A 23965-nucleotide genomic window follows, 5' to 3' on the forward strand; every position below is an offset into this window, starting at 1 on the left:
CATGGCCGTCGTGGTTGTGACCGATTCCGCCGCGAGCCTGCCCGCCGGACCGGTCGCGGAACTGGGCATCGAGGTGGTGCCGCTGCACGTGCTCGTCGACGATCGCGCGCTGCGCGAGGGCGTGGACACCTGCGAGATCGACTACACCTCCGCCACCGTCAGCACCTCGGCGGCCTCGCCGGGGGAACTGCGCGAGGTCTACGAGCGGGCGTTGGAACGCAGCGGCGGCGACGGTGTGGTGGCCGTGCACATCTCCCGGCAGCTGTCGGCCACCTGGGAGGCGGGCCGTCAGGCGATCCACGATCTGGGCGCGAGCGAGCATGTGCACCTGGTGGATTCGCTCAGCGCGGGACTGGGTACGGGTCTGCCCGTGCTGGCCGCCGCTCGTCGCGCGGCCGCGGGCGCGCCGCTCGACGGCGTCTACGACACGGCCGTGACCGCCGCGAACCGGGGGCGCGCCTTCATCGTCGTGAATCGGACCGAGCAGTTGCGCCGCGGCGGCCGGCTGAGCACGGCGGCCGCCTTCTTCGGCACCGAACTGGTCACCAAGCCCATCCTCCGGATCGCCGACGGCCGACTGGAATTGCACGAGAAGGCCCGCACCCGCAGCAAGGCGTTCGCGAAACTGGTGGCCGCCGCGGTGGACGCGGCGGGCGCGGACGGCGCGGCGATCGCCGTGCAGCACCTGGCCGCCCCCGAGGCCGCCGCCACCCTCGCCGGTCAGCTCGAGAACCTCGTCCCCGGCCTCCGCGAGGTGATCAGCGCCGAATTCGGGCCCACCCTCGCGGTGCATCTGGGGCCGGGCGCGGTGGGCGTGGTGGTGGTGCCGGGCGGCTGCGGCTAGTCACTGCCGGTAGGTCGCCAGGAAGCGGCCGATGCGTTCGATGATCGCCTCCAGATCGTCGGCGTGCGGGAGGGTCAGGATCCGGAAGTGGTCGGGGCGTGGCCAATTGAAGCCGGTGCCCTGCACGATGTGGATCTTCTCCTGCAACAGCAGGTCCAGCACGAAGCGCTCGTCGTCGTGGATCGGGTACATGTCCAGATCGATGCGCGGGAAGGCGTAGAGCGCGCCCTTCGGCCGCACGCACGAGACGCCGGGGATCGCGGTGAGCGCCTCCCACGCGCGATCCCGCTGCTCACGCAGCCGACCGCCGGGCAGGACGAGATCCCGGATGCTCTGATAGCCGCCGAGCGCGGCCTGAATCGCCTGCTGCGCGGGCACATTCGCGCACAGCCGCAACCCGGCCAGCATGGTCAGGCCCTCCAGGTAGCTCGCCGCGTGCTGCGTCGGACCCGACACCACCATCCAGCCCGAGCGGAAACCCGCGCAGCGGTAGGACTTCGACAGGCCGGAGAAGGTGAGGCAGAGCAGGTCGGGGGCGAGGGCGGCGGTGGCGGTGTGCGGGATGTCGTCGTAGCGGATCTTGTCGTAGATCTCGTCGGAGAAGACCACCAGGTTGTGCCGTCGCGCGATCTCGAGCAGTTGCCGCAACACCTCCGGCGGATAGACCGCGCCCGTCGGATTGTTCGGGTTGATGATCACCAGCGCGCGGGTGCGGTCGGTGATCTTGGCCTCGATATCGGCGAGATCCGGGTACCAGTCCGACTCCTCGTCGCACAGGTAGTGCACCGGACGGCCGCCGTTGAGCGTGGTCGAGGCGGTCCAGAGCGGGAAGTCCGGGGCGGGGACGAGGACCTCGTCGCCGTTCTCCAGCAGCGCCGTCATCGCCATCATGATCAACTCGGAGACGCCGTTGCCGAGGAAGACCTCCTCGACGTCCACGTCGTCGACCCCCAGGGTCTGGTAGTACTGCACGACCGCGCGCCGGGCCGACAGCAATCCCTTGGACGTGCAGTAACCGCTCGAGCCCGGCAGATTGCGGACGATGTCCTGGAGGATCTCCGGCGGCGCCTCGAAGCCGAACAGCAGCGGGTTGCCGGTGTTGAGTTTCACCACGTGGTGGCCCTCGGCCTCCAGCCGCGCGGCGTGCTCGGCCACCGGGCCGCGGATCTCGTACGACACTCCCGCCAGCTTGCTGGACTGCTTGACCTGCATGGACGTCCCTTCTCGATGCGGTTGCCGCACACTCTACTTGGAATCTCAAAGTATGCACTTGGATTTTCCAAGCGGCCCGCTACAGTGGGATCGTGCCACGCCGAAGCTACGACCACTACTGCCCCGCGAGCCGCGCCCTCGACCTCGTCGGCGACCGCTGGAGCCTGCTGGTGGTCCGCGAATTGTGTTCGGGCCCACGCCGTTACAGCGACCTGTTCGCCGACCTGCCCGGCATCAGCACCGATATGCTCGCCGCCCGCCTCAAGGACCTCGAACGCGACGGCATCCTGACCCGACGCCGCGTCGGGCCGCGGGCGTCGACGGCGTTGTACGAGCTGACGGCGGCCGGGCTGGGACTGCGTCCGGTGCTGGAGGCGCTGTCGGCCTGGGGCACAACGCTTCTCGGGGAGCGACGGGCGACCGACGCCGTGCGCGCGCACTGGTTCGCGTTGCCGTTGGGGCGGCTCATCGCCGAGCGGATCGGCCGGGGCACGGCGACGGTGCGGATCGGGGACACCGTCTTCCACGTGATCAGCGACGAGTCCGGGGTGGTGCATCGCGACGGTCCGGCGGAGGCGGCGGATGTGGTGCTGGATCTCGACCTGTCCGCCGCGACGGCGGTGGTGAACGGGAGTCGCACGCTGGAGGCCGCGCTACCCGAGGTGACCTGGCCGAATCGGGTTGCGGTGGACTGAGTTCGGGCTCGGTTGTCCACAGCCGAAAAGTTGTCCACAGGTTTGTCGAAAGCCCAGGTCGGCCGCCGAGCGACGCGGCGGCATCGGCCTAGCGTGTCGGACATGGCACGAGACGACGAGCGGGTGCGAGAGCGATTGGGTGCGCTCGAGAACGGGCGCGCGAGCCGGGGCGGCGGCTGGGATCAGGATGAGTTCGATCCCGGCCCCGACGACCGGTACGACGACGAGTACGTGGCGGAGCCGCGCACTCCGCAGTGGTTGAGCGAGCCCTCCGGCGGCGTGTCGGTGTGGCACGAGCGGCTGGTGCCGGAGCGGTTCCGGGGGACGCGCTGGGATCCGGGGCGGCGTGGGGTGCTGGTGCTCGCGGCGATCGGTGTGTTCGCGCTGGTGCTGGCGGCCGCGGCCGTGCAGCGGGAAAAACCTGTGCCGCACGCGGTTCCGCCGTTGCCGACGGTGCGTGTGGCGGCGAGCCCATCGATCCTGGCGGCGGAGACGACGGCGGGGACGACGGTGGAGGCAACTCCGACCGGTGTCGTGCCCGCCGCGAAACCGGTCGAACCGACGGCGGGCGGCCGGGCCGGTGAACTGGTGGTCAGTGTGGTCGGCATGGTCGAGCGACCCGGGCTGCTGCATCTGCCGTCGGGGGCGCGCGTCGCCGACGCGGTGTCGGCCGCGATCGCCCGGGACGGCGCGGATCTGTCGACGCTCAATCTGGCCCGGCGGCTCGGCGACGGCGATCAGGTCGTGGTGGGCGCGCACGGAACCGATTCGGGCGCACCGCGACTCGGCAGCGCGATCATCGTGGCGGGGCAACCGGCGGGTCCGTCGTCCGCGAGTCCGCAGGCGAAGGTGAACCTGAACACGGCCACCGAGGCCGAACTGGACACGCTGCCGGGGATCGGACCGACGACCGCGCGGGCCATCCTCACCTGGCGCGGCGAGCACGGGCGGTTCAGCAGTCTCGATCAACTCGCCGAGGTGCCGGGCATCGGTCCCGCGCGGTCGGCTCGGATCCTTCCGTTGGTGACGCTGTGAACGGGGCGGTGGGCCGGGAGCCGATCTCCGTTCCGCAGCCGCTGGATCTGAGGTTGCTGCCGACGGCCGCAGTGGGCTGGGCGGGAGTGGCGGGGACGATTCTGCTGGGATGGCGGTTCGGGGTGGTGCTCGCCGGGGTGTTCGGTCTCGCGGGAATCGGGTTGTCCTGGTTGCTGTTCCGGAATCGGCGGCGTAGCGCCCGAACGGCGGTGGCGGCGTTGGTGGCGGCACTGCTCGCCGGGGCCGGATTCGCCGGGGCGGCGGCGTGGCAGGAGCACGAGGTCGCCGGGCATCCGCTGGCGCGGCTCGCGGCCGGGACGACGGTCACGGCGGAGGTGGTGCCGACGGGCGATCCGAAGCCGTTGCGCACCAAGGCCTTCGGTGGGCGGCAGTGGCTGGTGCAGGTGGGGTTGCGGGAGTATCGGCGCGGTTCGGAGGCGGTGCGGGCGGGTGGGGCGGTGCTCGTGGTGGGATCCGGGGAGTCGTGGTCGACGGTGCTGCCCGGCCAGCCGCTGCGGTTCCGGGCCCGGGTCGATCGGGCGTGGCGGCGGGATCTGACGGTGGCGGTGTTGCGGGCGCAGGGCACGCCGGTGGCGGTCGGCGCGGCGCCGTGGTGGCAGCGGGCGGCCGGATCGGTGCGGGAGCGTCTCACCGAGGCCGCGGCGCGGGCGCTGGCCCCGGACGCGGCGGGACTGTTGCCCGGCATGGTCGACGGGGACGTGTCGCGGCTGCCCGACGAGGTGTACGAGAACTTCCGGGCGACCGATCTGGCGCATCTGATCGCGGTGTCGGGGACGAATGTGTCGATCGTGCTTGCGGCCGTGCTGGTTTCGGCGCGCGCGTGCACGGTGGATCTGCGCGTCGCGGTGGCACTGGCGGCGGTGGCGCTGGTGGCGTTCGTCGTACTCGCGCGACCGTCCCCGTCGGTGCTGCGGGCGGCGGCCATGGGCGGCATAGCCATCGTGGCCCTGGTGACCGGGCGCCGAAGACAGGCGTTCCCGGCGCTGTGCGCGGCGGTGATCGGGTTGCTCGCGTATTCGCCCCGGCTCTCGCTCGACGTCGGGTTCGCGCTGTCGGTCTCGGCCACCGCGGGTCTCGTCCTGGTGGCTCCGGACTGGGCGCACCGGCTGCGGGAGCGCGGGTGGCCGCGGATGGTGGCCGAGGCGTTCGCGGTCGCGACGGCCGCGTTCCTGCTCACCGCGCCCGTGATCGTCGGGCTCACCGGTCATCTCGCGCCCACGGCGATCCTGGCCAACGTGCTGGCCGAACCGGTGGTCGCGCCGATCACCGTGCTGGGCGCGGTGGCCGCGGTGGTGGCCTGCGTGTGGATGCCCGCGGCGGTGTTCCTGCTCGAGGTGACGGGTCCGCTCCTGCGCTGGCTGCTCACGGTCGCCGAAGAGGGTGCCGCGCTGAGCGTTTCCGTTCCGCTGCCCACCGGGGTGACGGGCGGGGTGATCACCGCGGTGGCGGTGGCCCTCGTCGTCGGAGTCCTGCACCGATCGAAACCGGGTAGGAGACCGGGTTGACCTTGACGCAGGGGCAAGCCCACAGCATGGTCGGTATGACCGCGACACAGCCTTCGTCATCGAGTTTCACGGTTCGCCACGACGGGGTGACCATCCCGGTGTTCCGTGGCGGCCACGGGTGGCGGCCCCTGGTGCTGTGCCCCGGATTGCTGTCGACCCGGGCGGAATACGAGGAGTTGATCGAACTACTGCGAGAGGATTTCGATGTGCTCAGCTTCGACCTGCGTGGTCACGGCGCATCCTCGGCGGGAGACCGGTATTCCTTCGAGGCGTTTCTCGGCGATTTCGCCGCCGTAATGGCCGATTCGGGACTTGTCGGGGCGGCGTCACCGCCCGTGCTCGTCGGGCATTCGCTCGGGGCGGACCTGATCGTGCACTACGCCGCCGAGCATCCCCGTGCGGCCGCGGAGATCGTCGTCATCGATGGAGCCGACCCGGTACCCGAGCCGTTCCTCACCGACAGCACCCTGCCGGAGTTTCGGGCCCTGATCGAAAACCTCACGCGGGAGCCGGAATTCGGGCGGCGGGTGGCACTGACCGCTCGGGACATTCTCGATCTCGATGTCGAGATCGATGCGGTCCGATCCCGCATCCTCGACCGTTATCGCCGGATCGAGGTTCCCATCACCATGATCATGTCGACGTCCATGGCCGGGAACGGGACCGACGAGCGGACGACGCGATGGAACGCCAACTGGCGCACTGGCGTCGAGCGACTCGTCCGCGAACTGCCCCACATTCGCACGCATTGGGTCGACGCCGGGCACGCGCTGGTCACGACGCATGCCGAGAGTGTCGCCCGCATCATCCGGAGCCGCCGATGATGACCATCGGCGAACTCGCCGCGCACGCGGGGGTGACCACGCGCACGATCCGGTACTACCACGCGAAAGGTCTGCTGCCCGAGCCGATCCGGGACGATTCCGGCTACCGCCGATACGCCCCGGCCACCCTGATCGACCTGATCAGGATTCGGACGCTCGCCGAGGCCGGGGTGCCACTCGCCCGCGTGCGGGAACTGCTGGTGGCCTCCGAACCGGAGTTCGCCGCGGCGGTCGCCGACATCGACGCGCGGCTGCGGGCCGAGATCCGCGAGCGGGAACGGCATCGGGCGCGTATCGCGCGTCTCACCGCCGGCGAGGGCCTCGTGCTGCCCGCGGAGGTGGTCGAATTCCTCGACCGGCTCCGGGCGCTCGGCGTCGACGAACGGATCGTCCGGGTGGAACGCGACGGGTGGATCCCGCTGGTCAACCGCTCGCCCGAGATGATCCCGAAGTGGATCGCGCGCAAGCGGATTCAGCTGGACGATCCGCCGCTGGTCGAGTTCTACCTCACCTTGGGGCAGGCATTGGACCAGACCGACGACCGGGAACTGGTTCGACTGGCCGACACGATGGCGGCCTATCTCGAGCGGCTGGCCGACGAACACGGCGAAGGCGACCTCGGCGCGGATCTCGAGCCCGCCCTCGCGGCATTGCTGGACGGGCTCGCGTTCGAGGTCGCGCCGTCGGCTCGGCGGCTCGCAGAACTCCTGACCGAACGCGGCTGGACCGGTTGGACCGATGTCGGGCGCTGTCGGACCCGGCCCGTAGGATCGGCGCCGTGACCGAACGTCCCGCACCCGTACATCTCGTGCTCGGTGAGGAAGAGCTGCTCATCGAGCGCGCGGTCGCCGCGATCGTCGCCCAGGCCCGATCCCACGCGTCCGACCCGGACGCGCTGCCGGTCGACCGCCTGCGCGCGGGCGACGCCAGCACCCCCGAACTGGCCGAACTGCTCAGCCCCTCCCTGTTCGCCGAGGACCGGGTCATCGTGCTGGAGTCGGCGGCCGAGGCGGGTAAGGACGCGGTCTCGGTCATCACCGCCGCCGCCACCGATCCGCCCGACGGGGTGGTGCTGATCATCCAGCACTCCGGCGGTGGCCGCGCCAAGGCGCTGGCCCCGGCTCTCCAGAAGCTCGGTGCCGTCTCCCACGACTGCGCCAAGATCACCAAGGCCGCCGAGCGAGTCGAGTTCGTGCGCAACGAGTTTCGCGCCGCGGGTCTGCGCGTTCCGGGCGAGGTGGTGCAGACGGTCCTCGAGGCGGTCGGCTCCGATCTCCGCGAACTGGCCGCCGCCTGCTCCCAGCTCGCCGCCGACACCGGCGGCAAGGTGGACGTCGCCGCCGTCCGCCGCTACTACTCGGGCAAGGCCGAGGTGACCGGATTCGACGTCGCCGACCTGGCCGTCTCCGGCGACCGCCCCGCCGCCATGGAAGCCCTCCGCTGGGCCACCGACCGCGGCGTCCCCGCGGTCCTGCTGGCCGACGCCCTGGCCGACTCGGTCCACACCATCGCCAGGGTGGGTTCGGCGGGCCGGGGCGACCCGTTCAAACTCGCCCCCCAACTCGGCATGCCGCCCTGGAAGGTCAAGAAGGCCCAGTCTCAGGCCCGCGGCTGGACGGCCGCCACCATCGGCACCGCGCTCCAAGTGGTGGCCGCCCTCAACGCCGACGTCAAAGGCGGCGCCGCGGACACGAACTACGCTCTGGAACACGCGCTTTCGCGAATCCTGGACCTACACGCCGCCCAGCGGTAGGCGCCCGCGTCATCCCACTGTGTCCATATCCGACGCGAGCCACAGCCCGTCGACGTTCTGCTCGGTCACGACCATATCGGTTGTGCTCGACTGCGGCTGCCCGCTTTCCTGCGATGTCACGACCTGCTCGGCGGCCACCCGAACCCGCACGCTCACACCGGAATCCGACTCGACGTCGCACACCACCTTGCCCGCCTCGGCATGCACCTGCCGGGCGATCAGCAGTTGCGCGAGCGTGGCCTGCGACCGGCTCAACCTCTCCCGCAACTCACCGGTGGTCAGTGCGAGCACTCGCGCGTTGTAGCCGTCCACATCCCGATAGTCGTAACTCGACAGGTTCCGCGCGAATTCACATGCCGCGTCCCGAGCCCCGTCGCTGTTCGAATCCGCGGACGCGGTCCCGCCCCCGACCGCACCGAACACAGCGCCCACCGCAACAATCATGACCGACAAGGCTTTTCGCATCCCGAGATCCTCCCACAAGAACCGTCTCAGGATCCGCTTCGGCCTTCCCGTAGTCCGGTGGAGGGCTGTCGCGCGCCGCGTAGCTGCGTTGGTTCGGTCGGGATTCGACTATGCCGCTGACGGACGCTGTTCGGCGTGCGGAGCGGTGAGGGCCTGATGGACGATGGATGAGTTCGAGATCAGGCTCAGCTCACCGCTGTCAGTGCCCGCCAGGGCTTTCGGGTGCGCGGGCGGGGGCGCGGGGCGGCGCATTCGATTCGGCGGCGTGCCTCGGTGGGGGTGATCCGGAGCAGGTCGCTCAACAGCTCGGCGGTGTCGTGGTAGCCGGTGTCGGCGGCGAGGCCGCGGCGTTCGGCCTCGGCGACGGCCGCGATCATGGCGGCGCCGAGGCGGCGGCGGTGGCGTTCGGTTTCGACGAGGGTGCGCAGGAGGTCGACATCGGCGAGGTCCGACCAGCTGCGTGCCGGAGAGTCCGGGGCCAGTGCAGTCGAAGGTGTCTTCACGCGGAGCAGTGTAGCCGATGATCGAACGCGTGTTCGATGAATTGGGCTTCCAGCGCGTCGAACCTTCCGGCAGGGTTGCTCGGTTTGTGCTCCGAGCACAAGATCAGGAAGGGAGCCGGTCCGCGGCGAGGTCACGGCGGTTGACGATTCCGGTCGAGGACAAGGTGCGGGTGGTGTTGTCGGTACTGGCCGGGGAGGCCCTGAGAGCGGCAGGGGGAGTGCCGGTTTCGAGGTTCGCTCGACTGGCTGGCATTCCCGCAGGCACGTATTGGAGACGGCTGTCCAGATCTTCGTCCTGGACAGTCCGCTGATGGTCACCCGTGCTCGGTAAGCGGCTGGCTAAAGATCAACAAGTGCCCATCGGGTGTCCGTACATGGAAGTCGCGCATCCCGTAGGGCCGGTCAGCCAGTGGCTCGACGATGTCGGCGCCGCGGGCGCGCAGCTCGTCGTGGCAGGAATCGACGTCGTCGACGACAACCACCACCCTGGCCGGGCCGACGCTGCTTTCGGCGTATAGGTGGAACTCGGCGGTGTCGCGGATCACGGCCGCGTAGCTCGGTGGGGTCTCCCAGGTGAATATGGTGTCGAATCCGAGCACGTCCGTGAAGTACGACCGCGCTGCCTGCACATCTCGGCACGGCAGCACGGGAACCGCCACCCGCATGACCATTCCGTCACCTTAGCCGACTTTGGTTCGAGATCGCTGATCTTGGGTAGGGTGCTGGCTGTCAGCGGTTCCTCTCGGTGGTAAGGGGAAGCTCTGCACGTTCACGGTAGGGCCTGCGGAGGCGGGCCGTGCGGTGAACGGAATTCCGTACCGATCGTGAGATGTGTTGCGCCACAAGATCACATTCCACATGCGCGCCTCAGCGAGAATGCGCGCTCATCGGCATTACAGCGCGGTCGCTCCATCGCTGGCGTAAACCTCATAACCAGCGAGATCCTGCCAGGATCTTGACGCAAGACATCGGCTCGGGTGTGTTGCGCTCGCGCAATGCGGCGTCGGCGGATGCGCCGGTTCTCCTGCGGCAGAGCCGATGTCGATGGTTGTCGCCGGCCGAGGTCGATCTCGGTCCCCCGATTCGATCGGCTACTGTGACCGAGGAGTGGGAGGAATCGGGTCATGTCGGCAGGGTCGAACGTGGGGGTTGTGCGCGGTGGGGGGCGGATTCGTCCTCTGCGGGCGCAGGGGATCTCGGTGATGGTTCTCATTGCCGGGGGCATCGTCATGCAGTGCGTCGGTGCGATTCTCGACTGGACGACACTGGCCGACCTCGAGCGAAGCTGGGAGCAACTGGATCAGTCGGACAAGCAGTGGCGGTCCAACGGCTGGGTGTACTACATCGGGCTCGCGCTGCTCGTAGCCGCAGGGATCGTATTCCTGATGTGGTTGTGGCGTGCGCGTCGGAATGCGGAGTCGTTGTCCGCAGCGCGGCATCGGCTTTCGATCGGCTGGGTGATCGGTGCCTGGTTCTGCCCGGTGGTCAACTTCTGGTTTCCGTACCTGATCGTGGCCGATGTGGTGCGCGCGAGTGCCCCTCGACCGTCGGATGAGCAATCGCGCCCTCGCCTTGTTATCGCGTGGTGGCTGTCGGTGCTCGTCTGCTCGGTGCTCAGCGTCGTGACGCTGATAATGAGCCTGCCGACGATAAGAACGCAAACCACCGGTGGATATCTGGTACTCGGGACCGCCCCGGTGGGAGGGTTCGGTCTGATCGTCGCGGAGCTGATCCGGGTCGCGGGACTGACGGTTGCGGCAATCCTGTTGGGAGCGATCATCTTCCGGGTGCAACGGTGGCAGGATATCCGCGCGACGCAGCATTTCGGTGATGACAACGACAAGTTGTCGTATTTCCCTGCGGCAGCGCGGCAATCGAGTGCGATGGTGGGGAGTTCCGCGGCCTCGCAACCACTGCCCGGTACCACCGCAGCCCCGGCGACGCTGCCGATGCGGGCGACCGACCCGGCGGTGGTCGGGCCCTACACGCTCATCGGTCGGCTCGGCTCGGACGCCAACGCAGAGGTCTATCTGGGCCGTGGCGACGACGGCGCGATGGTTGTCGTCCGGATTGTGCGCCCCGAGCCGACCACCGGCGGTCGCGATGAACTCGCCCGGGTATTCGCCTCCGCGCGGGCCGTGCGGAGTCCCTTCGTCGCGGCGGTACTCGGCGCTGACGCCGAGGCCGAGCCGCCGTGGATAGCGACCGAATACCTCGCCGGTCGGTCGCTGCACGATCTGGTGGACGAACACGGGCCGTTACCGCCAGCGATGGTGGCGGACATCGCTTTCGGGATCGCGCACGCGTTGTCCGCGATCCACGATGCGGGCCTGACGCATGGTGGGGTGACGCCGAAGTCGGTGACCATGACCGAAACCGGTCCCCGCACAGCCGCTTTCGGCGCCTTGCCCGCGCATCCCGAGTTGTCGGCGTTCAGTTCACCCGAACAACTCGCCGCCGAACCGGTCACGCCCGCATCCGATGTGTTCTCGCTGGGCGGCGTCCTGGCATACGCTCTCACCGGTCGTCCTCCGTTCGGCGACAGCGACCCGGCGACGCGACTGCATCGGATACGAACTCAGCCACCCGATCTCATCGGAATACCCGAGAGCAGGCTCGGTTTCATCATTACCGGTTGCCTCGATCTCCGCCCCGGGGCACGCCTGACGACGACACAGATACTCGGGCAACTCGAGGCCGCACGACCGCAGCAACCGACACCGGCATTGCCGCAACCGGCGTACGCGACAAGTTCTGACGCACCCCGGGGCAGGCATGTCCGCGCCGTCACCATCGGTGTTTCCCTAGCGGTCGTGGTGATCATCGCTGTCGGCGTGTTGGTCGGCAGCCTCGTCGAAACGGATCGAAGCACAGCTTCGGACACGCACACCTCCGCACAATCCACCGCGGGGCAGTTGGGGCCGTGGGGCAAGGTGCAGTGGATCGCGGACGTGTTCCCGTACCTCCTTCCCACGACGCCAGCGGCGCAGAACGGGTACCGGGGTATCGGAGGATGCGATGCCAATCCCAGCGGTTATCTCACATGCCACAACACCACCGATCCCAGGCGACCGGACTTCACCATCACCTGTAGCCACACCGAGGAATTCACCGACCAGCGTTTGAAGCTCGTCGGCAAACAGCAGCGCGGAAAGGAAACACTCCTTTTCTGGGACAGGCACCTCAAAGACGGGGATACCGGTCTCATAATCAGTTTCGAAGACTCGCCGCGCAGTCGATGCCGGATCGAATCCAGATTCCTGACCGGTTCGCAGGCTGACGATATCGATTGGTGGCGATCCGCGTCACTGTAGCGGTTGTAAGACCCGGGAAGCGCCTTCGATCAGGTGTGGCCTAGCTCCTCGGCCGCCGCTGCCGACCCAACTGATATCCCACCCGGTATCCGTCTCGGTAGCCGCGGTGTGAATCCGGTTCGGCGGTTCGGGGGAGTGGGGTTCGGGGACCGCCGCGGAGCGCGTCGCAGAAGCCGTCGCTGTGGCCGTCGCGGTAGCCCGCGCGATAGTCGTCCGAGGTCATATCGGCTCACCTCCGCTGGCCGGAGTGACGGGCTCGGTATCGAGACCTGCTGTGGGAGAGGCTGATTGGGGTGGGCCCGGGTTTCGGGCCCACCCGCGGGCGAGGGCCGCGCGCAGGATGCGGTCCACCTCCGCGAACAACCACCCCGGATCGGGTTCGCGGATCAGGCGTTGATGGCCTGCCGCTCCTGGTCGAGCCGGGTGACCTCGATCTTGCGGGGCTTGGCCTGCTCCGCCACCGGGATGGTCAGGCGCAGCACCCCGTCGCGGTAGTCCGCGCGGATCGCGTCCGTGTCCAGGTTCTCTCCCAGGAACAGCCTGCGGGTGAACACGCCGCGAGGGCGTTCGGCGGCGAACATCGAGCGCTGTGGGTCCAGCGCCGGGCGTTCGGCGCGCACGGTCACCACATTGCGTTCGACATCGAGTTCCAGTGAGTCCGGGGCGATTCCGGGCAGATCGAGTTCCGCCACGAACTCGTCCCCCTCGCGCCAGGCGTCCAGCGGCATCGCCGCCGGGCGAGCCGGGGTACCGAACAACTGCTGCGTCAGGCGATCCAGATCGCGGAAGGGATCGGTACGCATCAACATGGTCACCACCTCCGGTTCAGTCCACAATCTGATGATGGAGATTCACATAATCTGTGCTTGCGAGCACAGATATTTTTTAGCACTCTCCCGCGCCGAGTGCAAGGTCCGCTCATACGAAGCCCGCGAGCTCGAGCAGCCGGCGCGCGGGGCGGCTCGGGGACGGGATGAGCAGTTTGTGATCGGTCGGGGTGAGCCGGGCGGTGAGTTGAACCACCAGCCGCAGTGCCACGCAACCGAAGAAGGTGACCTCGCCGAGGTCGAGGACGATATCGGTCGGCGGCAGCAGCGCGAGTTCTCGATAGGCGGCGCTCAGCTGGGGTTCGGTGGTCATGTCGATTTCGCCGCGCATCACCACTCGCGGCAGAGGTTCCTGGAGGAAACAGCGCACCTCGCCCGGCTGGGGGTCCCAATCTCGCCGCGGCGGCGCGGTGATCACGGGGATGGCGTCGGATGGACTCACGATCGACCTCGCCTCCACGGACCGCCTCGGCGGCAGTCCACTTAATAATTGTCGCACGACAAATTTTGAGAAGCGAGAGCGGGAGGCGGAACGGTTGCCTAGTCGGGCGTGTCGCCGTGGACGCCGAGAAGGCACTGGCAGAGAGGAGTGTGCGGGATGCGAGGACGTGGCGGAGTCGTCTCGCGAAACGCCTTGCCGGACTTATCGATTGCCGCGTGGAAACGTTCCCCGGACGGGCGGCTCAGGCGCGGCGCTGCTGCTGATCGTCGGCACTGCGCTCGGCGCTGGCGTTGAACTCCGCCAAGCCCGCGAGCAGCGCCTCCCGTCCCGCGCCGCTCATGCCCTGGAGAATTCGGGCCAGTTCCCGCCGTCTGGTGTCGCTGACCTCGTTGAGCAGCCGCTGGCCGTCCCGGGTCAGGGCGAGCATCACCTCGCGGCGGTTGGCCGGACTCGCCGTGCGGGCGAGCAGGCCCGCGGCCTGGAGTCGATCGCACAGCCGGCTCGCGGAGGACGGCATGGCCTCCAACTCGACGGCCAGCCCGTTGAGGTTGATCTGCCCGTGCTGCTGCACGATGGTCAGGGCCTGGAGTTGCGAGGGGGACACCCGCGTGCCCACGGCCTGTTGCGCTCGGCCCCACAACACGACCAGTCGCGCAGCCGCCTGTTCGATGGCCGCGGCGAGCTCGGTCCCGGGTCGGTCCGGCCGTCGCGCACTGCTCATGCCCACTACTGTGACAGCTCCGACGCTCTGGCGACAGCCCGCACGCGGTACCGTCGTCGGACATGTGTCACGCGACAATGGTCGCGATCGACCGCAGCCACGTAGCCCCCGGGGGCTCGCCGACTCTCGGAGGCCCGATGACCAGCCATGACGCCCCGCTCGGGCACCTCGAGCAGACCCTGCGCGCCAGCGCTCCGCACGCGCTGCTCGACGTCGTCCGCGCCTCGCTGCGCGACGAGTTCGCGGCGAAGTCGGTGGATCTGCTGCTGGCCGACTACCGGCTGTCGATGTTGCAACCGGTCACCGAGCTGCCGCACACCGCCACCCCGCTGCCGGTCCGGACCACGACCGCCGGGCGGGCGTTCACCGCGCAGCAGGTGCTGCTCGAGCCCGGTCCGGCCGCCGAGGGTGTGGTGATCTACCTGCCGGTGGCCGTGCGCGGCGATCGGCTGGGGATTCTGCGGGTCCAGTTGCCCGCCGCCCCGACGGCCGCCGAGCATCACGCGCTCGCCGGGCTGGCCACCATGCTCGGGCACGAACTGATCGTGGCCGAACGCGACACCGATCTGTATCTCCAGGCGCGGCGGCGCGAACGGCTCAGTCTCGCCGCGGAGATGCAGTGGCAACTGCTGCCGGGGCGCGGCTGCTCCCGCGCGGAATACGCCCTGGGCGGGCAGCTCGAACCGGCCTACACGATCGGCGGGGACAACTTCGACTGGAGCACGTCGGCGGACCATCTGACGGTCACCGTCTCCAATGGCATGGGCCAGGGTATCGAGGCCGCGCTGCTGACCAATCTGGCGATCAGCGCGTTGCGCAACGCGCGGCGGGCGGGGCTGGACATCGCGGACCAGGCGTCGCTCGCGGATCAGGCCGTGTACGCGCAGTACGGGGGGAGTCGGCACGTCGCGACGCTGTTGATGCGTTTCGAGGTCGCCACCGGGCGGGTGGGGGTGATCGACGCGGGCTCGCCGCGGGCGCTGCGGTTGCGCGACGGGGCGGTCGAGCTGGTCGAGTTCGAGGCGCAACTGCCGTTGGGGATGTTCGACGGGACCGACTATCACGAGCAGACGTTTCAGGTGGAGCCCGGGGACCGGCTGGTGATCGTCAGCGACGGTGTGCACACCGCTCAGGCGCCGACCGGGATCGAGTACGGCATCACCAATCTCGACCTCGCGATACTCGCGTCCAGCAATCTGCCCGCCTCCGAGGCCGCGCGGGCCATCATCACCGCGTTGCTGGATTATCACGAGGGCACCGATCTGCTCGACGACGCGGTCGTGGTCTGTATCGACTGGACCAATCCTCGCCGGGAGTAAGTGGGTAGCGGTTAGTTTGCGGCCCTTGGGTTTTCGCGCTGGTTAGCGTGAAATCTGGCCTTCTTCTGGCGGTTTCCGCAGGTGTTCATGTCGCACCATTTGCGGGTGCGGCTCTGGCTGGTGTCGAAGAACGCGGACCGGCAGGTGGGGGAGGCGCACAGGGCGAGTTTTCCGTCGCGTTCGCCCGAGATGATGGCGATGGCGTCGGCGGCGATCACACCGAGAGCGTCCGGTACGGCGGACGAGCGGTTGAGGCGCCATCGGCGTGTGCCGTCCGGGGTGAGGATGGCGGTGGCCCGGCCTCGGGCGCTGCGATCGTTGATGACTTCGAGAGCGGATTCGGGGAGGGGCTCGCGGAGCGCGGCGGCGGTCGCGGCTTCGTGAATGGATTCCCGCAATTCCCAGGCGCTTTCGAGTTGAGCGGACGTGCAGGACTCGACGGCGAGGTCGTTGATCGCCAGCCAGTCGCCGAGGCGTTGGGGGGTGGGGATGCGTTCCACCGGGGTGCCGTAGCGCTCCGAGAGGGTTCCCGTGAAGCTGGTCGCCAGGATATTGCCCAGGCGGAATTCCGGGAGTCTGACGCGCATGGAACCAGCTTAGCAGGTTGCCGGGATTCGGTGGCGCGTGTTAGAACCGTCTAAGCCGGTTCTTGATTCGCTGGACGACCAGGAGTTCTCAATGCCTGCACACCATCCGAACAACGACGTCGACGTATTCGAAGCCCACGTGACGGATCACGAACTCGATGATCTCCGTGCTCGATTGGCGGCGGCGCGGCTGCCGGAAGCCGAGACGGTCCGGGGCGCGGAGCCCGGTCCTCGCCGATGGGCTCAGGGCGTTCCGCTCGCCGACCTCCGCGACGTCGTGGAGTACTGGCGTACCGAATACGACTGGCGATCGTTCGAGGCGCGGCTCGCGCGAATCGGCCAGTACCGCACCACAATCGACGATCTGGCAATTCACTTCCTGCACCGCCGATCGCCGCGCGCGGATGCCACTCCGCTGATCATGACGCACGGCTGGCCGGGGAGCATTGCCGAATTCGTGGATGTCGTGGAGGAATTGGCGGATCCGAAAGACGCTGGCGCGCCCGCGTTCCACGTCGTCGCCCCGTCGTTACCGGGTTTCGGGTACAGCGGCAAACCGGCGACGACCGGCTGGGGCATCGAAAAGATCGCCGCCGCATGGGTGGAGCTCATGGCGCGGCTCGGCTATCACGAGTTCGTCGCGCACGGCGGCGATTGGGGAGGCGTGATCACGACGGTGCTCGGCGGCCGATTCCCGGGCCGGGTCCTCGGCATCCACACCACCACCGCGCAGGCCCCGCCCGGCTTGCCGACCGACGGGCTCACCCCCGCCGAGCGCGCCTGGGCGGAGGAAACCCGCGACTTCTGGCGCTACCGCGCGGCATACGCGAAACAACAGGCGACCCGCCCGCAAACCATCGGCTATGCGCTCGTCGACTCACCGGTCGGGCTGCTCGCCTGGATTCTCGACAAGTTCGCCGAGTGGTCGGACACGAACGACAGCCCCTTCGAAACCCTCTCCAGGGACAGAATTCTCGACGACGTCACTTTGTACTGGCTGACCCGCTCCGGAGCATCCGCGGCCCGGATCTACTCCGAAAGCCACCTAGCCCTCGACCCCGAACTCCGAGTCGACGTTCCGTCGGCCATCACCGTCTATCCGCGCGACACCGAGAAATGCCCGCAGCCGTGGGCGCGGGAGCGGCACCGGCGCATTGTTCGGTGGCGGGAGGCGGAGAGCGGGGGACATTTCCCGTCGTTGGAGGTTCCGGGTTATTTCGTGGCGGACCTGCGGGAGGGTCTCGCGGCGGTGCTGGGTGCCGCTCAGAGAGCGTGACCGAGCCGGAGATCCGAACACACGCGCTCCACCGTGTCGCGCACGCTCCATGAGGCGTCGATGCGCCTTTCGGCGACGAACGGTAGCGGCTGCCAGCCGTGGTACCACGAACGCATGTCACTCGAGGTGAACTCCGTTGACTGTGGCCGCGTTTCGTGATGACGCGCGGTCTCGTCGCGTTCTCGAAGTATGGTGCGCCGCACGGTGTCCTGCGCCACGACGGCGCACTGTCCCTTCGGGAAGTGTCGCTGCAATTGATGGGCGACGGTGGATTTGCCCGATCCGGAGTTCCCCCGCAGGACGATGAGCGCGGACTTCGAATGACCGTTCATGGGCGTCATGGTGCGGTACCGGGCCGCTTCTCGCCGCGGGGCGGGGGCCGAAGTCGTTGTGGCACTCTGGAATTGTGAGGCATCTTCCCGTGACCCTGGGGTTGGATTTTCGTGTTCATCGGTACACGATCAGTCATCGGATGTTGGTGTTGCGGAGTGTGGACAGGATGGCTGAGGTTTGTTTCGAGGGGGTGGAGCGGATGGAGTTGGATCCGCGGTTCACCGGGGGGCTGACGCTCGAGCCGGTGGGGCGGCATGGGGATCTGGATGAGGGGGCCGCTGTGCCCTTGTTGTTGTTGCGGTTGAGTGGGGGTCGTTCGGGTCCGGGTTTGTGGCGTCGGGGAAGGTGACGGTGCGGCGATTTCGACGCGATGAGGGGGGTGTGGTGTTCGATCGGGTGTTGTTCTGAGAGGGGGCGAGTTACTCGGTTTTGGGCTCGGTTACTTTTCGAGGCCCCACCGTAGGCGGCGGTCCGGGTCGAAGGTGCGGATCGATGTTTGGACCCGGGGGCTGTTGGGGCCGAAGCAGCGGTCGAGGGTGTCTGTGGGTTCGACGTGGTTGAGGTAGGCGCCTGCGGAGTGGGGGGTCAGGGTTTGGTTCGCGGTGTGGATCCAGGATTCGGCTTCGGTGGGGGAGTGGGGGTCTTGGACGATCCACTCCAGGGCGGCCGCGTGGGAGCGCCAGGGGAAAGCTGTTGCGGGTGAGGGGGTTTCGGTGATGGTGCCGTCGAGGGGTTCGATAAGGACCACGCCGGAGGAGCCGGTGCGGGCGCGGGCGGCGATGAGGTCGACGATGGTGTCGGCGATGGTGGGGGAGAGGGTCGGGAGGATGTCGGATCCGGCGACGCGGGTGGTGCCCGGGGCGGGTTTGTCGCGGGCGATGTCGGTGATCGCGTCGAGGTGCGGGAGGGTGTGCTGTTCCTGGGCGGTGGGGGTGGTGGTCGCGTCGATCAGTGCCGCCGACGTTGCGGGACCGGATCCCGCGGGGCAGACCATCAGGATCTGGCAGTGGATGCCGTCGGCGGCGCGGAGGTCGACGCGGGCGTAGACGGCGCGGTCGGCGGTGGGCTGCCAGCGGGCCCAGCCGGTGAGGACCTGCGCCGCCTTGTCGCCCGGGAACGTCAGGCGCACAATGTCTTTCGCCGTGGCGGGGATGGTTCGGTAGGTGAGTTCGGTGACGATGCCACAGGCGCCGCCCGCGCCGCGGAGCGCCCAGAAGAGGTCCGGGGCCTCGGACGCCGAGGCGCGGGCGCTGGTTCCGTCGGGCAGGACGAGGTCGGCGGCGACGAGGCGGTCGCAGGTCATGCCGTACTGGCGCGAGTCGACGCCGAGGCCGCCGCCGACGGTGAGGCCGACGAGGCCGACGCCGGGGCAGGTGCCGATCGGGAGCGCCCGGTCGAACTTCGCCAATTCCTGTTGTGCGGCAAGGGATATGGTTCCGGCGCCGACGGTCACGAGGTCGCCGTTGACGGTGATCCGGTCGAGTCGGCGCAGATCGACGATGAGGGCGTCGTTGGTCGCGGAGGCGCCGACGAACGAATGACCGCCCGCGCGAGCCGCAATCGGCAGGCCGTGTTCGCGCGCGAAGGCCACGGCGGTGCGGACGTCCTCCGGCGCGGCCGCTTGGACCACTCCGGCCGGGGTGTTGCCGTTGAAACGGGCGTCTACCAGCGTTTTCGCGGGGCCGTATGTGGGGTCGCCGGGCAGCACGAGCGCTCCTCGCAGACGGCCCCGCAACGCGTCCCACGCGTCCGCGTCCACGGTCGCCCCCGCCGTGGCGCGCGCGAGTGTCCCGGCCACCGCGAGTCCGCCCGCGCCGAGGATCAACCCGCGACGCGACATCGATGAAGCCATCACACTCCCTCTCGAACGAATACGACGATGAGAACGAATGAGCTTGTCGTGCAGGAGAATCCGATATGTCCGAGCGGCGTGATGTGGGGTCATGACCCCTGACGCGTGAGTTGCTCGCAGCGAAGATAGCCGAATCGCTGGTGGAAAGCCAATGTGCGGGATCCGGAGGCGGTGGCCAATGGCTCGTCCGCGTATACATGGCTACGGGCCGACTGCGGAAATAGGCGAATGGTGCGGTGCGAGAAGGAAATTCGATGTTTCGGAGGCCCGGGCCGAGTACTCGGGCCACCGAGTGGATCTGACTAGAGCGCGCCCTTTTCCGGGTCGCCCGCCGGTACGGCTTCGAGGATCTGGACGTCCAGCGGGGCGGCGACCAGATCTTTGAGGCCCTCGTTCATCGCCTTGATGGTGGGGGCGCCGCCGTGCGCGCCGAGAGCGGCCATGTCGCGCCACTTCTCGACGAAGACGAAGCGGTCCTTGCCCTTGTGCAGGGCGTAGCGTTCGCAGCCGTCCTCGTTGTGAACCTCGGGGATGAGGCGGGTGAGGACCTCGGCTACCTCGTCGAATTTATCGGGCTTCGGGGTGATGGTGGCAACGATCACAGGCACGGGGCGAGGGTACCAGTTGGTCTGTGCGGGTGGGTTCGGTCGCGCGTCGGTCAGGACAGGTCGGAGAAGTGGGCGTTGTTCGCGACGGCGGTGACGTGGACGCCGTCCGGGCCGGGTTGGATCGCGGTCAGGTGCGCGCCCAGCGGCAATTGCTGGAGGGGGACCGTGAAGGTGAGCCATTGGCGGAGCAGGTCGAGGGAGACCTCGGGTCCACCGGCCTCGGCCTGGATGGAGACGGGGGTGACCTCGAAGCCGGTGGGGGTGGGGGCCACGGTGACGTCCATGGTGCCGGGGACCTGGACGCCCTCGATGGTGAAGGTGCCGGTCACTCGTAAGCCCTTGGGGCCCTTGGTGATCGACCGGACTCCGGTGGGGGCGTATTTCACGATGACGTCGTAGGGGACCAGGGCCGTGGCGGTGGCCTTCTCGGCGACCAGGTTCGAGGTGCGTTGGTGGATCAGGTCGTTCAGGGGTGCGGTGACGTCGGTGAGGGTGATGTCGAGGTCGTGGACGGTGATGTCCTTGTCCGACCAGTCGCCCACCCGGATCCCGATGTCCCGATAATGGCCGTCGAGGGCCTGGGTGAGGAAGGGGAAGCCCGTGATGTCCACCCGCGGCTGCTGGGCCAGATGGTTCTCCTCGGCGACGCGGCGGCCGATCTCGTGCTGCGCCAGCACGACCGCCACCCGGTCACCCACGAACAACGCGATCACCACCAGCACGATCGTTGCCACTAGTCCACGCATGCGCTCACCCGCTCGGCCATCCCACCATCATGCGGGTGATGGTGGTTCGTGGGGGAAGGGGGACCGACGAGGGAGGCGGGTGATCTGGGTCCGCAAAGGAGGGGTGATTGAGGAGGAGCGGGTGATCTGGGTCCGTGGGGGAAGTGGGACCGAGGAGGGAGGCGGGTGATCTGGGGTCCGCGAGGGAATGGGACCGCGGAGACGACGCGGGTGATCGAGTGATGAGGCACACACCTTCGCGAGCGGAATAGATCCTCCCGCACCCTCGTTGATCACCTTGCCGACGTCGGGACAGCCCCGGGCCGCACCCCTTTTTGTCGTTACGTACGACCACTCGCCGAGAGGCGCTTGTTGGGCGTCGGTGTTGTCGAGCGAACGCCGCCAGGTTTCGAGCCTGGCGGCGTTCGTCGTTTCGGGGCTCAGTCGGCGAGGAAGCGTTGGAGTTCGGCCGTGACGAATTCGGGGTTCTCCTCGACGAGCCAGTGGCCCGCGTGCGGGACATCGGTCGCGCGGACGATATTGGTCAGGCGCGGGGAGACGGTGCCGCGGATCGCGTCGAGTTGGCCCTGGGCGGTCAGGAGCAGGGTTGGGACGGGGGTGGGGGCGGCGGCGAGGGTGTCGCGGACGTCCTGGTCGAGGGCTCGGTAGAGCTCGAAACCGGCGGTGAGGGTTTGGGGGCGGGAGTAGGTGCGGGCGAACTCATCGATGTCGCCGGGGGTGAAGGGGGAGCGGTCGGAGGTGCCGCCGAACGCGGTGCCGCCGAAGGAGACCTGGGGGTAGAACAGGGCCAGGTAGTCGCGGACGTGGTCGCCGACGAGGGTTTCGGGGACTCGGCGCTGGGAGTGGAAGGCTATGTGCCAGCTCAGGTTTCGATAGGCGGCGGCGTCGATCGCGGGCCCGGGGAGCGGGAGGTCGAGGTAGCCGAGGCGGGCGGTGTCGGCGGGGAACCGGGTGGCGTACTCGTACGCGACCGCGGCGCCGAAGTCGTGGCCGACTACGCTGGCGTCGTGGGCGCCGAGGCGGTCGCCGACGAGGGTGTGCACGTAGCGGGCGAGGGTGGCCTTGTCATAACCGGTGGGGGTACCGGTGCTGTCGCCGAGGCCGGGCAGGTCGACGGCGTAGACGGTGTGGTTCTCGGCGAGGGCGGGCATGATCGGCCACCAGCCGTACCAGGTCTGCGGCCAGCCGTGCAGCAGCACGACCGGGCTGCCGTGGCCGCCGGTCACGTAGTGCATGCGGACACCGTCGATTTCGGCGAATTCGTGCCGGAACGCGCGGGCGAAGGCGGGATCGTCGTGGGTGGCGGCGGCGTAGGGGGCGACCGCGGTGGTCGTCGAGCAGGCCGTGCCGACCGTCGTGAGCAGGACGGCGAGGACGGCGGCGGCGAGGGACCGGCGCATCGGAGACTCCTTCTGTCGGAGCGCCCAGTGTCGCCAGCGGCCTGCCGGATCGGCACACGAATTTGCCGTTCCGGCAATATCGGTCCGTGACGAGGCGCACATCCGTCCATCCGGAATAGATCCCCGCCCACCCTCGTTGACCACCTTGCCGACGTCGGGACAGCCCCGGGCCGCACCCCTTTTCAGTCGTTACGTACGACCACTCGCCGAGAGGCGCTTGTTGGGCGTCGGTGTTTTCGGAGAGCGCCGCCAGGTTCGAAGCCTGGCGGCGTTCGTCATGTGCGGGGGCTATGCCTCGCGGGTACGCCAGTCGTGCCCCGCCGCAACGACTCCCGCCAGCGCCGTGCAGGCCGCGCTGGCCCACCACGCGGTGATCGGACGGCCGGTGTGGTCGACGAGCGGACCGGCGAGCATCGGGCCGAGGACCGCGCCGACGTTGAAGGCCGTGGTGGCCAGGGCGCCGGCGATGTGCGGGGCGGAGGGGGAGGCGGCGGCGATGATCGCCGCGATCAGTGTCGACCCGACTCCGAACGCGAGCGCACCCGACAGGGCCGCCATCGCCAGCACGCCACCGAGGGTCGCGGCGACCGCGGCCGCCAGCAGCCACACACCCGTGAGCACGATCGCGCCGCCGACGATGATCGCGCGCCGGTGCCGATCCCCGTACCGCCCGGCCAGCGTCACGCCTGCGAACGAACCGAGGCCGAACAGAGCCAGCGCGACCGGAACCCACCGCACCCCGCCCGGAAGGCCGGACGCGATCGTGCCGAGATAGGTGAAGGCCGCGAAAGTGCCCGCGTTGACCAGACATCCGGCCGCGACGGCGACACCGACGCCGCGATCACCGACCACCAGCCATTCCCGCCATCTCGGGCCGGGACGCGCCGCGTCGCCGAGCCGATCGAGCAGCGCCCACAGCGGCACGAGCACCGCGAGCCCGACGAGCGCGACCGCCCAGAACGCCGAGCGCCAGCCCTGGACCTGACCCAGCGCGGTCCCCGCCGGAACCCCGACGACACATGCCACGGTCACCCCGGCCACCACCACCGAGGTCGCGCGCCCGATCCGCTCCGGACCGACCAGCGCGGGCAGCGCCGCGAGCGCCACCGCCAGGAATCCGGCGTTCGCCACGGCCGCGATCACCCGAACCACCAGCAGGACCGCGAAACTCGTTGCGACAGCGCCGATCACGTGCGCAACGCAGAACGCCCCCAGAAAAGCCGCCGCCGACAGCCGGACCGGTACCCGGCCCGCCGCCACCGCCATCAGCGGCGCGCCCACCACCATTCCGGCGGCGAACAGCGAGGTCAGCAACCCCGCGCTGCCCAGCGAGACGCCGAGGTCCGCCGCGATCGGTCCGAGCAACCCGGACACCATGAATTCCGATGTGCCCTGCGCGAAGACCGCGACAGCGAGCACGTACACCACCTTGGGCATGACGAGAGAACTCCCGGATCGAAGTGTAGGAACGTCGTCCGGCGTTGGGAGACAGGCGAATTCACCGATCGCGAAAACCGGTGCGGCACAGGCTCACAACGCCGCCCGGCCGGTGGGCCGGGCGGCTATCCTCTGGACGCCTCCGGGGAATTCACGCCCCCAGAGTAACTTCGGCACCCCGTGCCCCCGGTTCTGGGGGCGAAACAATCCCGGGCGGAAGGACGACTGACCTATCGTTCGTGTTTC

25 protein-coding genes are annotated in these 23965 nt (G+C 68.9%); 10 read left to right on the forward strand and 15 right to left on the reverse strand.

Annotated elements, in window-relative coordinates:
• Position 1: 1 nt before the first annotated feature.
• The gene (locus ACFYTQ_RS31135; protein WP_387368737.1) at positions 2-844 is read left to right on the forward strand and encodes a DegV family protein; all 843 of its coding nucleotides are present in this window, start codon (positions 2-4) and stop codon (positions 842-844) included.
• Here ACFYTQ_RS31135 and ACFYTQ_RS31140 read toward each other — a convergent pair whose 3' ends face one another.
• Positions 845-2056, reverse strand: a complete 1212-nt coding sequence (locus ACFYTQ_RS31140; RefSeq protein ID WP_387368739.1) for a pyridoxal phosphate-dependent aminotransferase — start codon at positions 2054-2056, stop codon at positions 845-847.
• A 92-nt stretch (positions 2057-2148) separates the two neighbouring features.
• Between ACFYTQ_RS31140 and ACFYTQ_RS31145 the strand changes: the two genes are divergently transcribed.
• The 6 genes from ACFYTQ_RS31145 (at position 2149) to holA (ending at position 7889) form a co-directional block, all read left to right on the forward strand.
• The gene (locus ACFYTQ_RS31145) at positions 2149-2751 is read left to right on the forward strand and encodes a winged helix-turn-helix transcriptional regulator (RefSeq protein ID WP_387368741.1); all 603 of its coding nucleotides are present in this window, start codon (positions 2149-2151) and stop codon (positions 2749-2751) included.
• 102 nt (positions 2752-2853) lie between these two features.
• A complete protein-coding gene (locus ACFYTQ_RS31150) occupies positions 2854-3786 on the forward strand; it encodes a helix-hairpin-helix domain-containing protein (RefSeq protein WP_387368743.1) in 933 nt (310 codons plus the stop codon).
• Positions 3783-5312, forward strand: a complete 1530-nt coding sequence (locus ACFYTQ_RS31155) for a ComEC/Rec2 family competence protein (protein ID WP_387368745.1) — start codon at positions 3783-3785, stop codon at positions 5310-5312. Before ACFYTQ_RS31150 ends, ACFYTQ_RS31155 begins: the two co-directional genes overlap by 4 nt.
• 35 nt (positions 5313-5347) lie before the next feature.
• The gene (locus tag ACFYTQ_RS31160) at positions 5348-6136 is read left to right on the forward strand and encodes an alpha/beta fold hydrolase (protein WP_387368747.1); all 789 of its coding nucleotides are present in this window, start codon (positions 5348-5350) and stop codon (positions 6134-6136) included.
• Positions 6133-6918 carry a MerR family transcriptional regulator gene (locus tag ACFYTQ_RS31165; protein ID WP_387368749.1) on the forward strand — a complete coding sequence of 262 codons (786 nt, stop codon included), beginning with the start codon at positions 6133-6135 and terminating at the stop codon, positions 6916-6918. The genes ACFYTQ_RS31160 and ACFYTQ_RS31165 overlap by 4 nt, the downstream gene beginning before the upstream one ends.
• Positions 6915-7889: a DNA polymerase III subunit delta gene (holA, locus tag ACFYTQ_RS31170; protein ID WP_387368751.1), complete on the forward strand. Its 975-nt coding sequence runs from the start codon at positions 6915-6917 to the stop codon at positions 7887-7889. Before ACFYTQ_RS31165 ends, holA begins: the two co-directional genes overlap by 4 nt.
• A 9-nt stretch (positions 7890-7898) precedes the next feature.
• On the opposite strand, the gene ACFYTQ_RS31175 is transcribed toward holA, so the two are convergent.
• The 3 genes from ACFYTQ_RS31175 to ACFYTQ_RS31185 all read right to left on the reverse strand — a co-directional run bounded on the left by ACFYTQ_RS31175 (position 7899) and on the right by ACFYTQ_RS31185 (position 9528).
• A complete protein-coding gene (locus tag ACFYTQ_RS31175) occupies positions 7899-8321 on the reverse strand; it encodes a hypothetical protein (protein WP_387368753.1) in 423 nt (140 codons plus the stop codon).
• A 218-nt stretch (positions 8322-8539) separates the two neighbouring features.
• Entirely contained in the window at positions 8540-8857 is a 318-nt protein-coding gene (locus ACFYTQ_RS31180; protein WP_387368755.1) for a DUF222 domain-containing protein, read from the reverse strand.
• 314 nt (positions 8858-9171) lie between these two features.
• On the reverse strand, positions 9172-9528 hold the full coding sequence (locus tag ACFYTQ_RS31185; protein ID WP_387368757.1) for a VOC family protein: 357 nt from the start codon (positions 9526-9528) through the stop codon (positions 9172-9174).
• 453 nt (positions 9529-9981) lie between these two features.
• On the opposite strand from ACFYTQ_RS31185, the gene ACFYTQ_RS31190 reads away from it, so the two are divergent.
• The gene (locus tag ACFYTQ_RS31190; protein WP_387368759.1) at positions 9982-12171 is read left to right on the forward strand and encodes a DUF4328 domain-containing protein; all 2190 of its coding nucleotides are present in this window, start codon (positions 9982-9984) and stop codon (positions 12169-12171) included.
• A 40-nt stretch (positions 12172-12211) separates the two neighbouring features.
• Here the strand turns inward: ACFYTQ_RS31190 and ACFYTQ_RS31195 are convergent, their stop codons facing one another.
• The 4 genes from ACFYTQ_RS31195 to ACFYTQ_RS31210 all read right to left on the reverse strand — a co-directional run bounded on the left by ACFYTQ_RS31195 (position 12212) and on the right by ACFYTQ_RS31210 (position 14161).
• Positions 12212-12394, reverse strand: coding sequence for a hypothetical protein (locus tag ACFYTQ_RS31195; protein ID WP_387368761.1), 183 nt, complete (start codon positions 12392-12394; stop codon positions 12212-12214).
• Between the two features lie 163 nt (positions 12395-12557).
• The gene (locus ACFYTQ_RS31200) at positions 12558-12980 is read right to left on the reverse strand and encodes an Hsp20/alpha crystallin family protein (protein ID WP_387368763.1); all 423 of its coding nucleotides are present in this window, start codon (positions 12978-12980) and stop codon (positions 12558-12560) included.
• A gap of 109 nt (positions 12981-13089) precedes the next feature.
• Positions 13090-13440 carry an STAS domain-containing protein gene (locus tag ACFYTQ_RS31205; protein WP_387368765.1) on the reverse strand — a complete coding sequence of 117 codons (351 nt, stop codon included), beginning with the start codon at positions 13438-13440 and terminating at the stop codon, positions 13090-13092.
• Positions 13441-13681: 241 nt separating this feature from the next.
• Positions 13682-14161 (reverse strand): MarR family winged helix-turn-helix transcriptional regulator, encoded by a 480-nt coding sequence (locus ACFYTQ_RS31210; RefSeq protein ID WP_387368767.1) that lies wholly within the window; start codon positions 14159-14161, stop codon positions 13682-13684.
• A gap of 137 nt (positions 14162-14298) precedes the next feature.
• On the opposite strand from ACFYTQ_RS31210, the gene ACFYTQ_RS31215 reads away from it, so the two are divergent.
• Entirely contained in the window at positions 14299-15480 is a 1182-nt protein-coding gene (locus ACFYTQ_RS31215) for a PP2C family protein-serine/threonine phosphatase (protein ID WP_387368769.1), read from the forward strand.
• An 11-nt stretch (positions 15481-15491) separates the two neighbouring features.
• Here ACFYTQ_RS31215 and ACFYTQ_RS31220 read toward each other — a convergent pair whose 3' ends face one another.
• Positions 15492-16067, reverse strand: coding sequence for a CGNR zinc finger domain-containing protein (locus tag ACFYTQ_RS31220; RefSeq protein ID WP_387368771.1), 576 nt, complete (start codon positions 16065-16067; stop codon positions 15492-15494).
• 91 nt (positions 16068-16158) lie between these two features.
• Between ACFYTQ_RS31220 and ACFYTQ_RS31225 the strand changes: the two genes are divergently transcribed.
• On the forward strand, positions 16159-17343 hold the full coding sequence (locus ACFYTQ_RS31225; protein WP_387368773.1) for an epoxide hydrolase family protein: 1185 nt from the start codon (positions 16159-16161) through the stop codon (positions 17341-17343).
• Here the strand turns inward: ACFYTQ_RS31225 and ACFYTQ_RS31230 are convergent.
• From ACFYTQ_RS31230 to ACFYTQ_RS31255, 6 genes are all read right to left on the reverse strand, one after another.
• Complete coding sequence (locus ACFYTQ_RS31230) at positions 17331-17675, reverse strand: AAA family ATPase (RefSeq protein WP_387368775.1); 345 nt, start codon at positions 17673-17675, stop codon at positions 17331-17333. The genes ACFYTQ_RS31225 and ACFYTQ_RS31230 overlap by 13 nt on opposite strands.
• 440 nt (positions 17676-18115) lie before the next feature.
• Entirely contained in the window at positions 18116-19528 is a 1413-nt protein-coding gene (locus ACFYTQ_RS31235) for an FAD-binding oxidoreductase (protein ID WP_387368777.1), read from the reverse strand.
• A 302-nt stretch (positions 19529-19830) separates the two neighbouring features.
• Complete coding sequence (locus ACFYTQ_RS31240; RefSeq protein WP_387368779.1) at positions 19831-20136, reverse strand: putative quinol monooxygenase; 306 nt, start codon at positions 20134-20136, stop codon at positions 19831-19833.
• A gap of 50 nt (positions 20137-20186) precedes the next feature.
• Entirely contained in the window at positions 20187-20882 is a 696-nt protein-coding gene (locus tag ACFYTQ_RS31245) for a DUF2993 domain-containing protein (protein WP_387368781.1), read from the reverse strand.
• A 419-nt stretch (positions 20883-21301) separates the two neighbouring features.
• The gene (locus ACFYTQ_RS31250; protein WP_387368783.1) at positions 21302-22282 is read right to left on the reverse strand and encodes an alpha/beta fold hydrolase; all 981 of its coding nucleotides are present in this window, start codon (positions 22280-22282) and stop codon (positions 21302-21304) included.
• 288 nt (positions 22283-22570) lie between these two features.
• A complete protein-coding gene (locus tag ACFYTQ_RS31255) occupies positions 22571-23719 on the reverse strand; it encodes an MFS transporter (RefSeq protein ID WP_387368785.1) in 1149 nt (382 codons plus the stop codon).
• Between the last annotated feature and the right edge of the window lie 246 nt (positions 23720-23965).

This window comes from Nocardia sp. NPDC004068, from assembly GCF_042874315.1.
In the GTDB taxonomy this organism is placed as follows: Bacteria; Actinomycetota; Actinomycetes; order Mycobacteriales; family Mycobacteriaceae; genus Nocardia.

Excerpts from the sequence above, each read along its gene's own strand:
- ACFYTQ_RS31160 (WP_387368747.1), top strand. The coding sequence starts at position 5,348 with ATGACCGCGACACAGCCTTCGTCATCGAGTTTCACGGTTCGCCACGAC.
- ACFYTQ_RS31165 (WP_387368749.1), top strand. The coding sequence starts at position 6,133 with ATGATGACCATCGGCGAACTCGCCGCGCACGCGGGGGTGACCACGCGC.
- ACFYTQ_RS31235 (WP_387368777.1), bottom strand. The coding sequence starts at position 19,528 with ATGGCTTCATCGATGTCGCGTCGCGGGTTGATCCTCGGCGCGGGCGGA.
- ACFYTQ_RS31255 (WP_387368785.1), bottom strand. The coding sequence starts at position 23,719 with ATGCCCAAGGTGGTGTACGTGCTCGCTGTCGCGGTCTTCGCGCAGGGC.
- ACFYTQ_RS31210 (WP_387368767.1), bottom strand. The coding sequence starts at position 14,161 with ATGAGCAGTGCGCGACGGCCGGACCGACCCGGGACCGAGCTCGCCGCG.
- ACFYTQ_RS31215 (WP_387368769.1), top strand. The coding sequence starts at position 14,299 with ATGACCAGCCATGACGCCCCGCTCGGGCACCTCGAGCAGACCCTGCGC.
- ACFYTQ_RS31140 (WP_387368739.1), bottom strand. The coding sequence starts at position 2,056 with ATGCAGGTCAAGCAGTCCAGCAAGCTGGCGGGAGTGTCGTACGAGATC.
- ACFYTQ_RS31190 (WP_387368759.1), top strand. The coding sequence starts at position 9,982 with ATGTCGGCAGGGTCGAACGTGGGGGTTGTGCGCGGTGGGGGGCGGATT.
- ACFYTQ_RS31200 (WP_387368763.1), bottom strand. The coding sequence starts at position 12,980 with ATGTTGATGCGTACCGATCCCTTCCGCGATCTGGATCGCCTGACGCAG.
- ACFYTQ_RS31135 (WP_387368737.1), top strand. The coding sequence starts at position 2 with ATGGCCGTCGTGGTTGTGACCGATTCCGCCGCGAGCCTGCCCGCCGGA.
- ACFYTQ_RS31150 (WP_387368743.1), top strand. The coding sequence starts at position 2,854 with ATGGCACGAGACGACGAGCGGGTGCGAGAGCGATTGGGTGCGCTCGAG.
- ACFYTQ_RS31225 (WP_387368773.1), top strand. The coding sequence starts at position 16,159 with ATGCCTGCACACCATCCGAACAACGACGTCGACGTATTCGAAGCCCAC.
- ACFYTQ_RS31195 (WP_387368761.1), bottom strand. The coding sequence starts at position 12,394 with ATGACCTCGGACGACTATCGCGCGGGCTACCGCGACGGCCACAGCGAC.
- ACFYTQ_RS31250 (WP_387368783.1), bottom strand. The coding sequence starts at position 22,282 with ATGCGCCGGTCCCTCGCCGCCGCCGTCCTCGCCGTCCTGCTCACGACG.
- ACFYTQ_RS31230 (WP_387368775.1), bottom strand. The coding sequence starts at position 17,675 with ATGAACGGTCATTCGAAGTCCGCGCTCATCGTCCTGCGGGGGAACTCC.
- ACFYTQ_RS31220 (WP_387368771.1), bottom strand. The coding sequence starts at position 16,067 with ATGCGCGTCAGACTCCCGGAATTCCGCCTGGGCAATATCCTGGCGACC.
- ACFYTQ_RS31245 (WP_387368781.1), bottom strand. The coding sequence starts at position 20,882 with ATGCGTGGACTAGTGGCAACGATCGTGCTGGTGGTGATCGCGTTGTTC.
- ACFYTQ_RS31185 (WP_387368757.1), bottom strand. The coding sequence starts at position 9,528 with ATGGTCATGCGGGTGGCGGTTCCCGTGCTGCCGTGCCGAGATGTGCAG.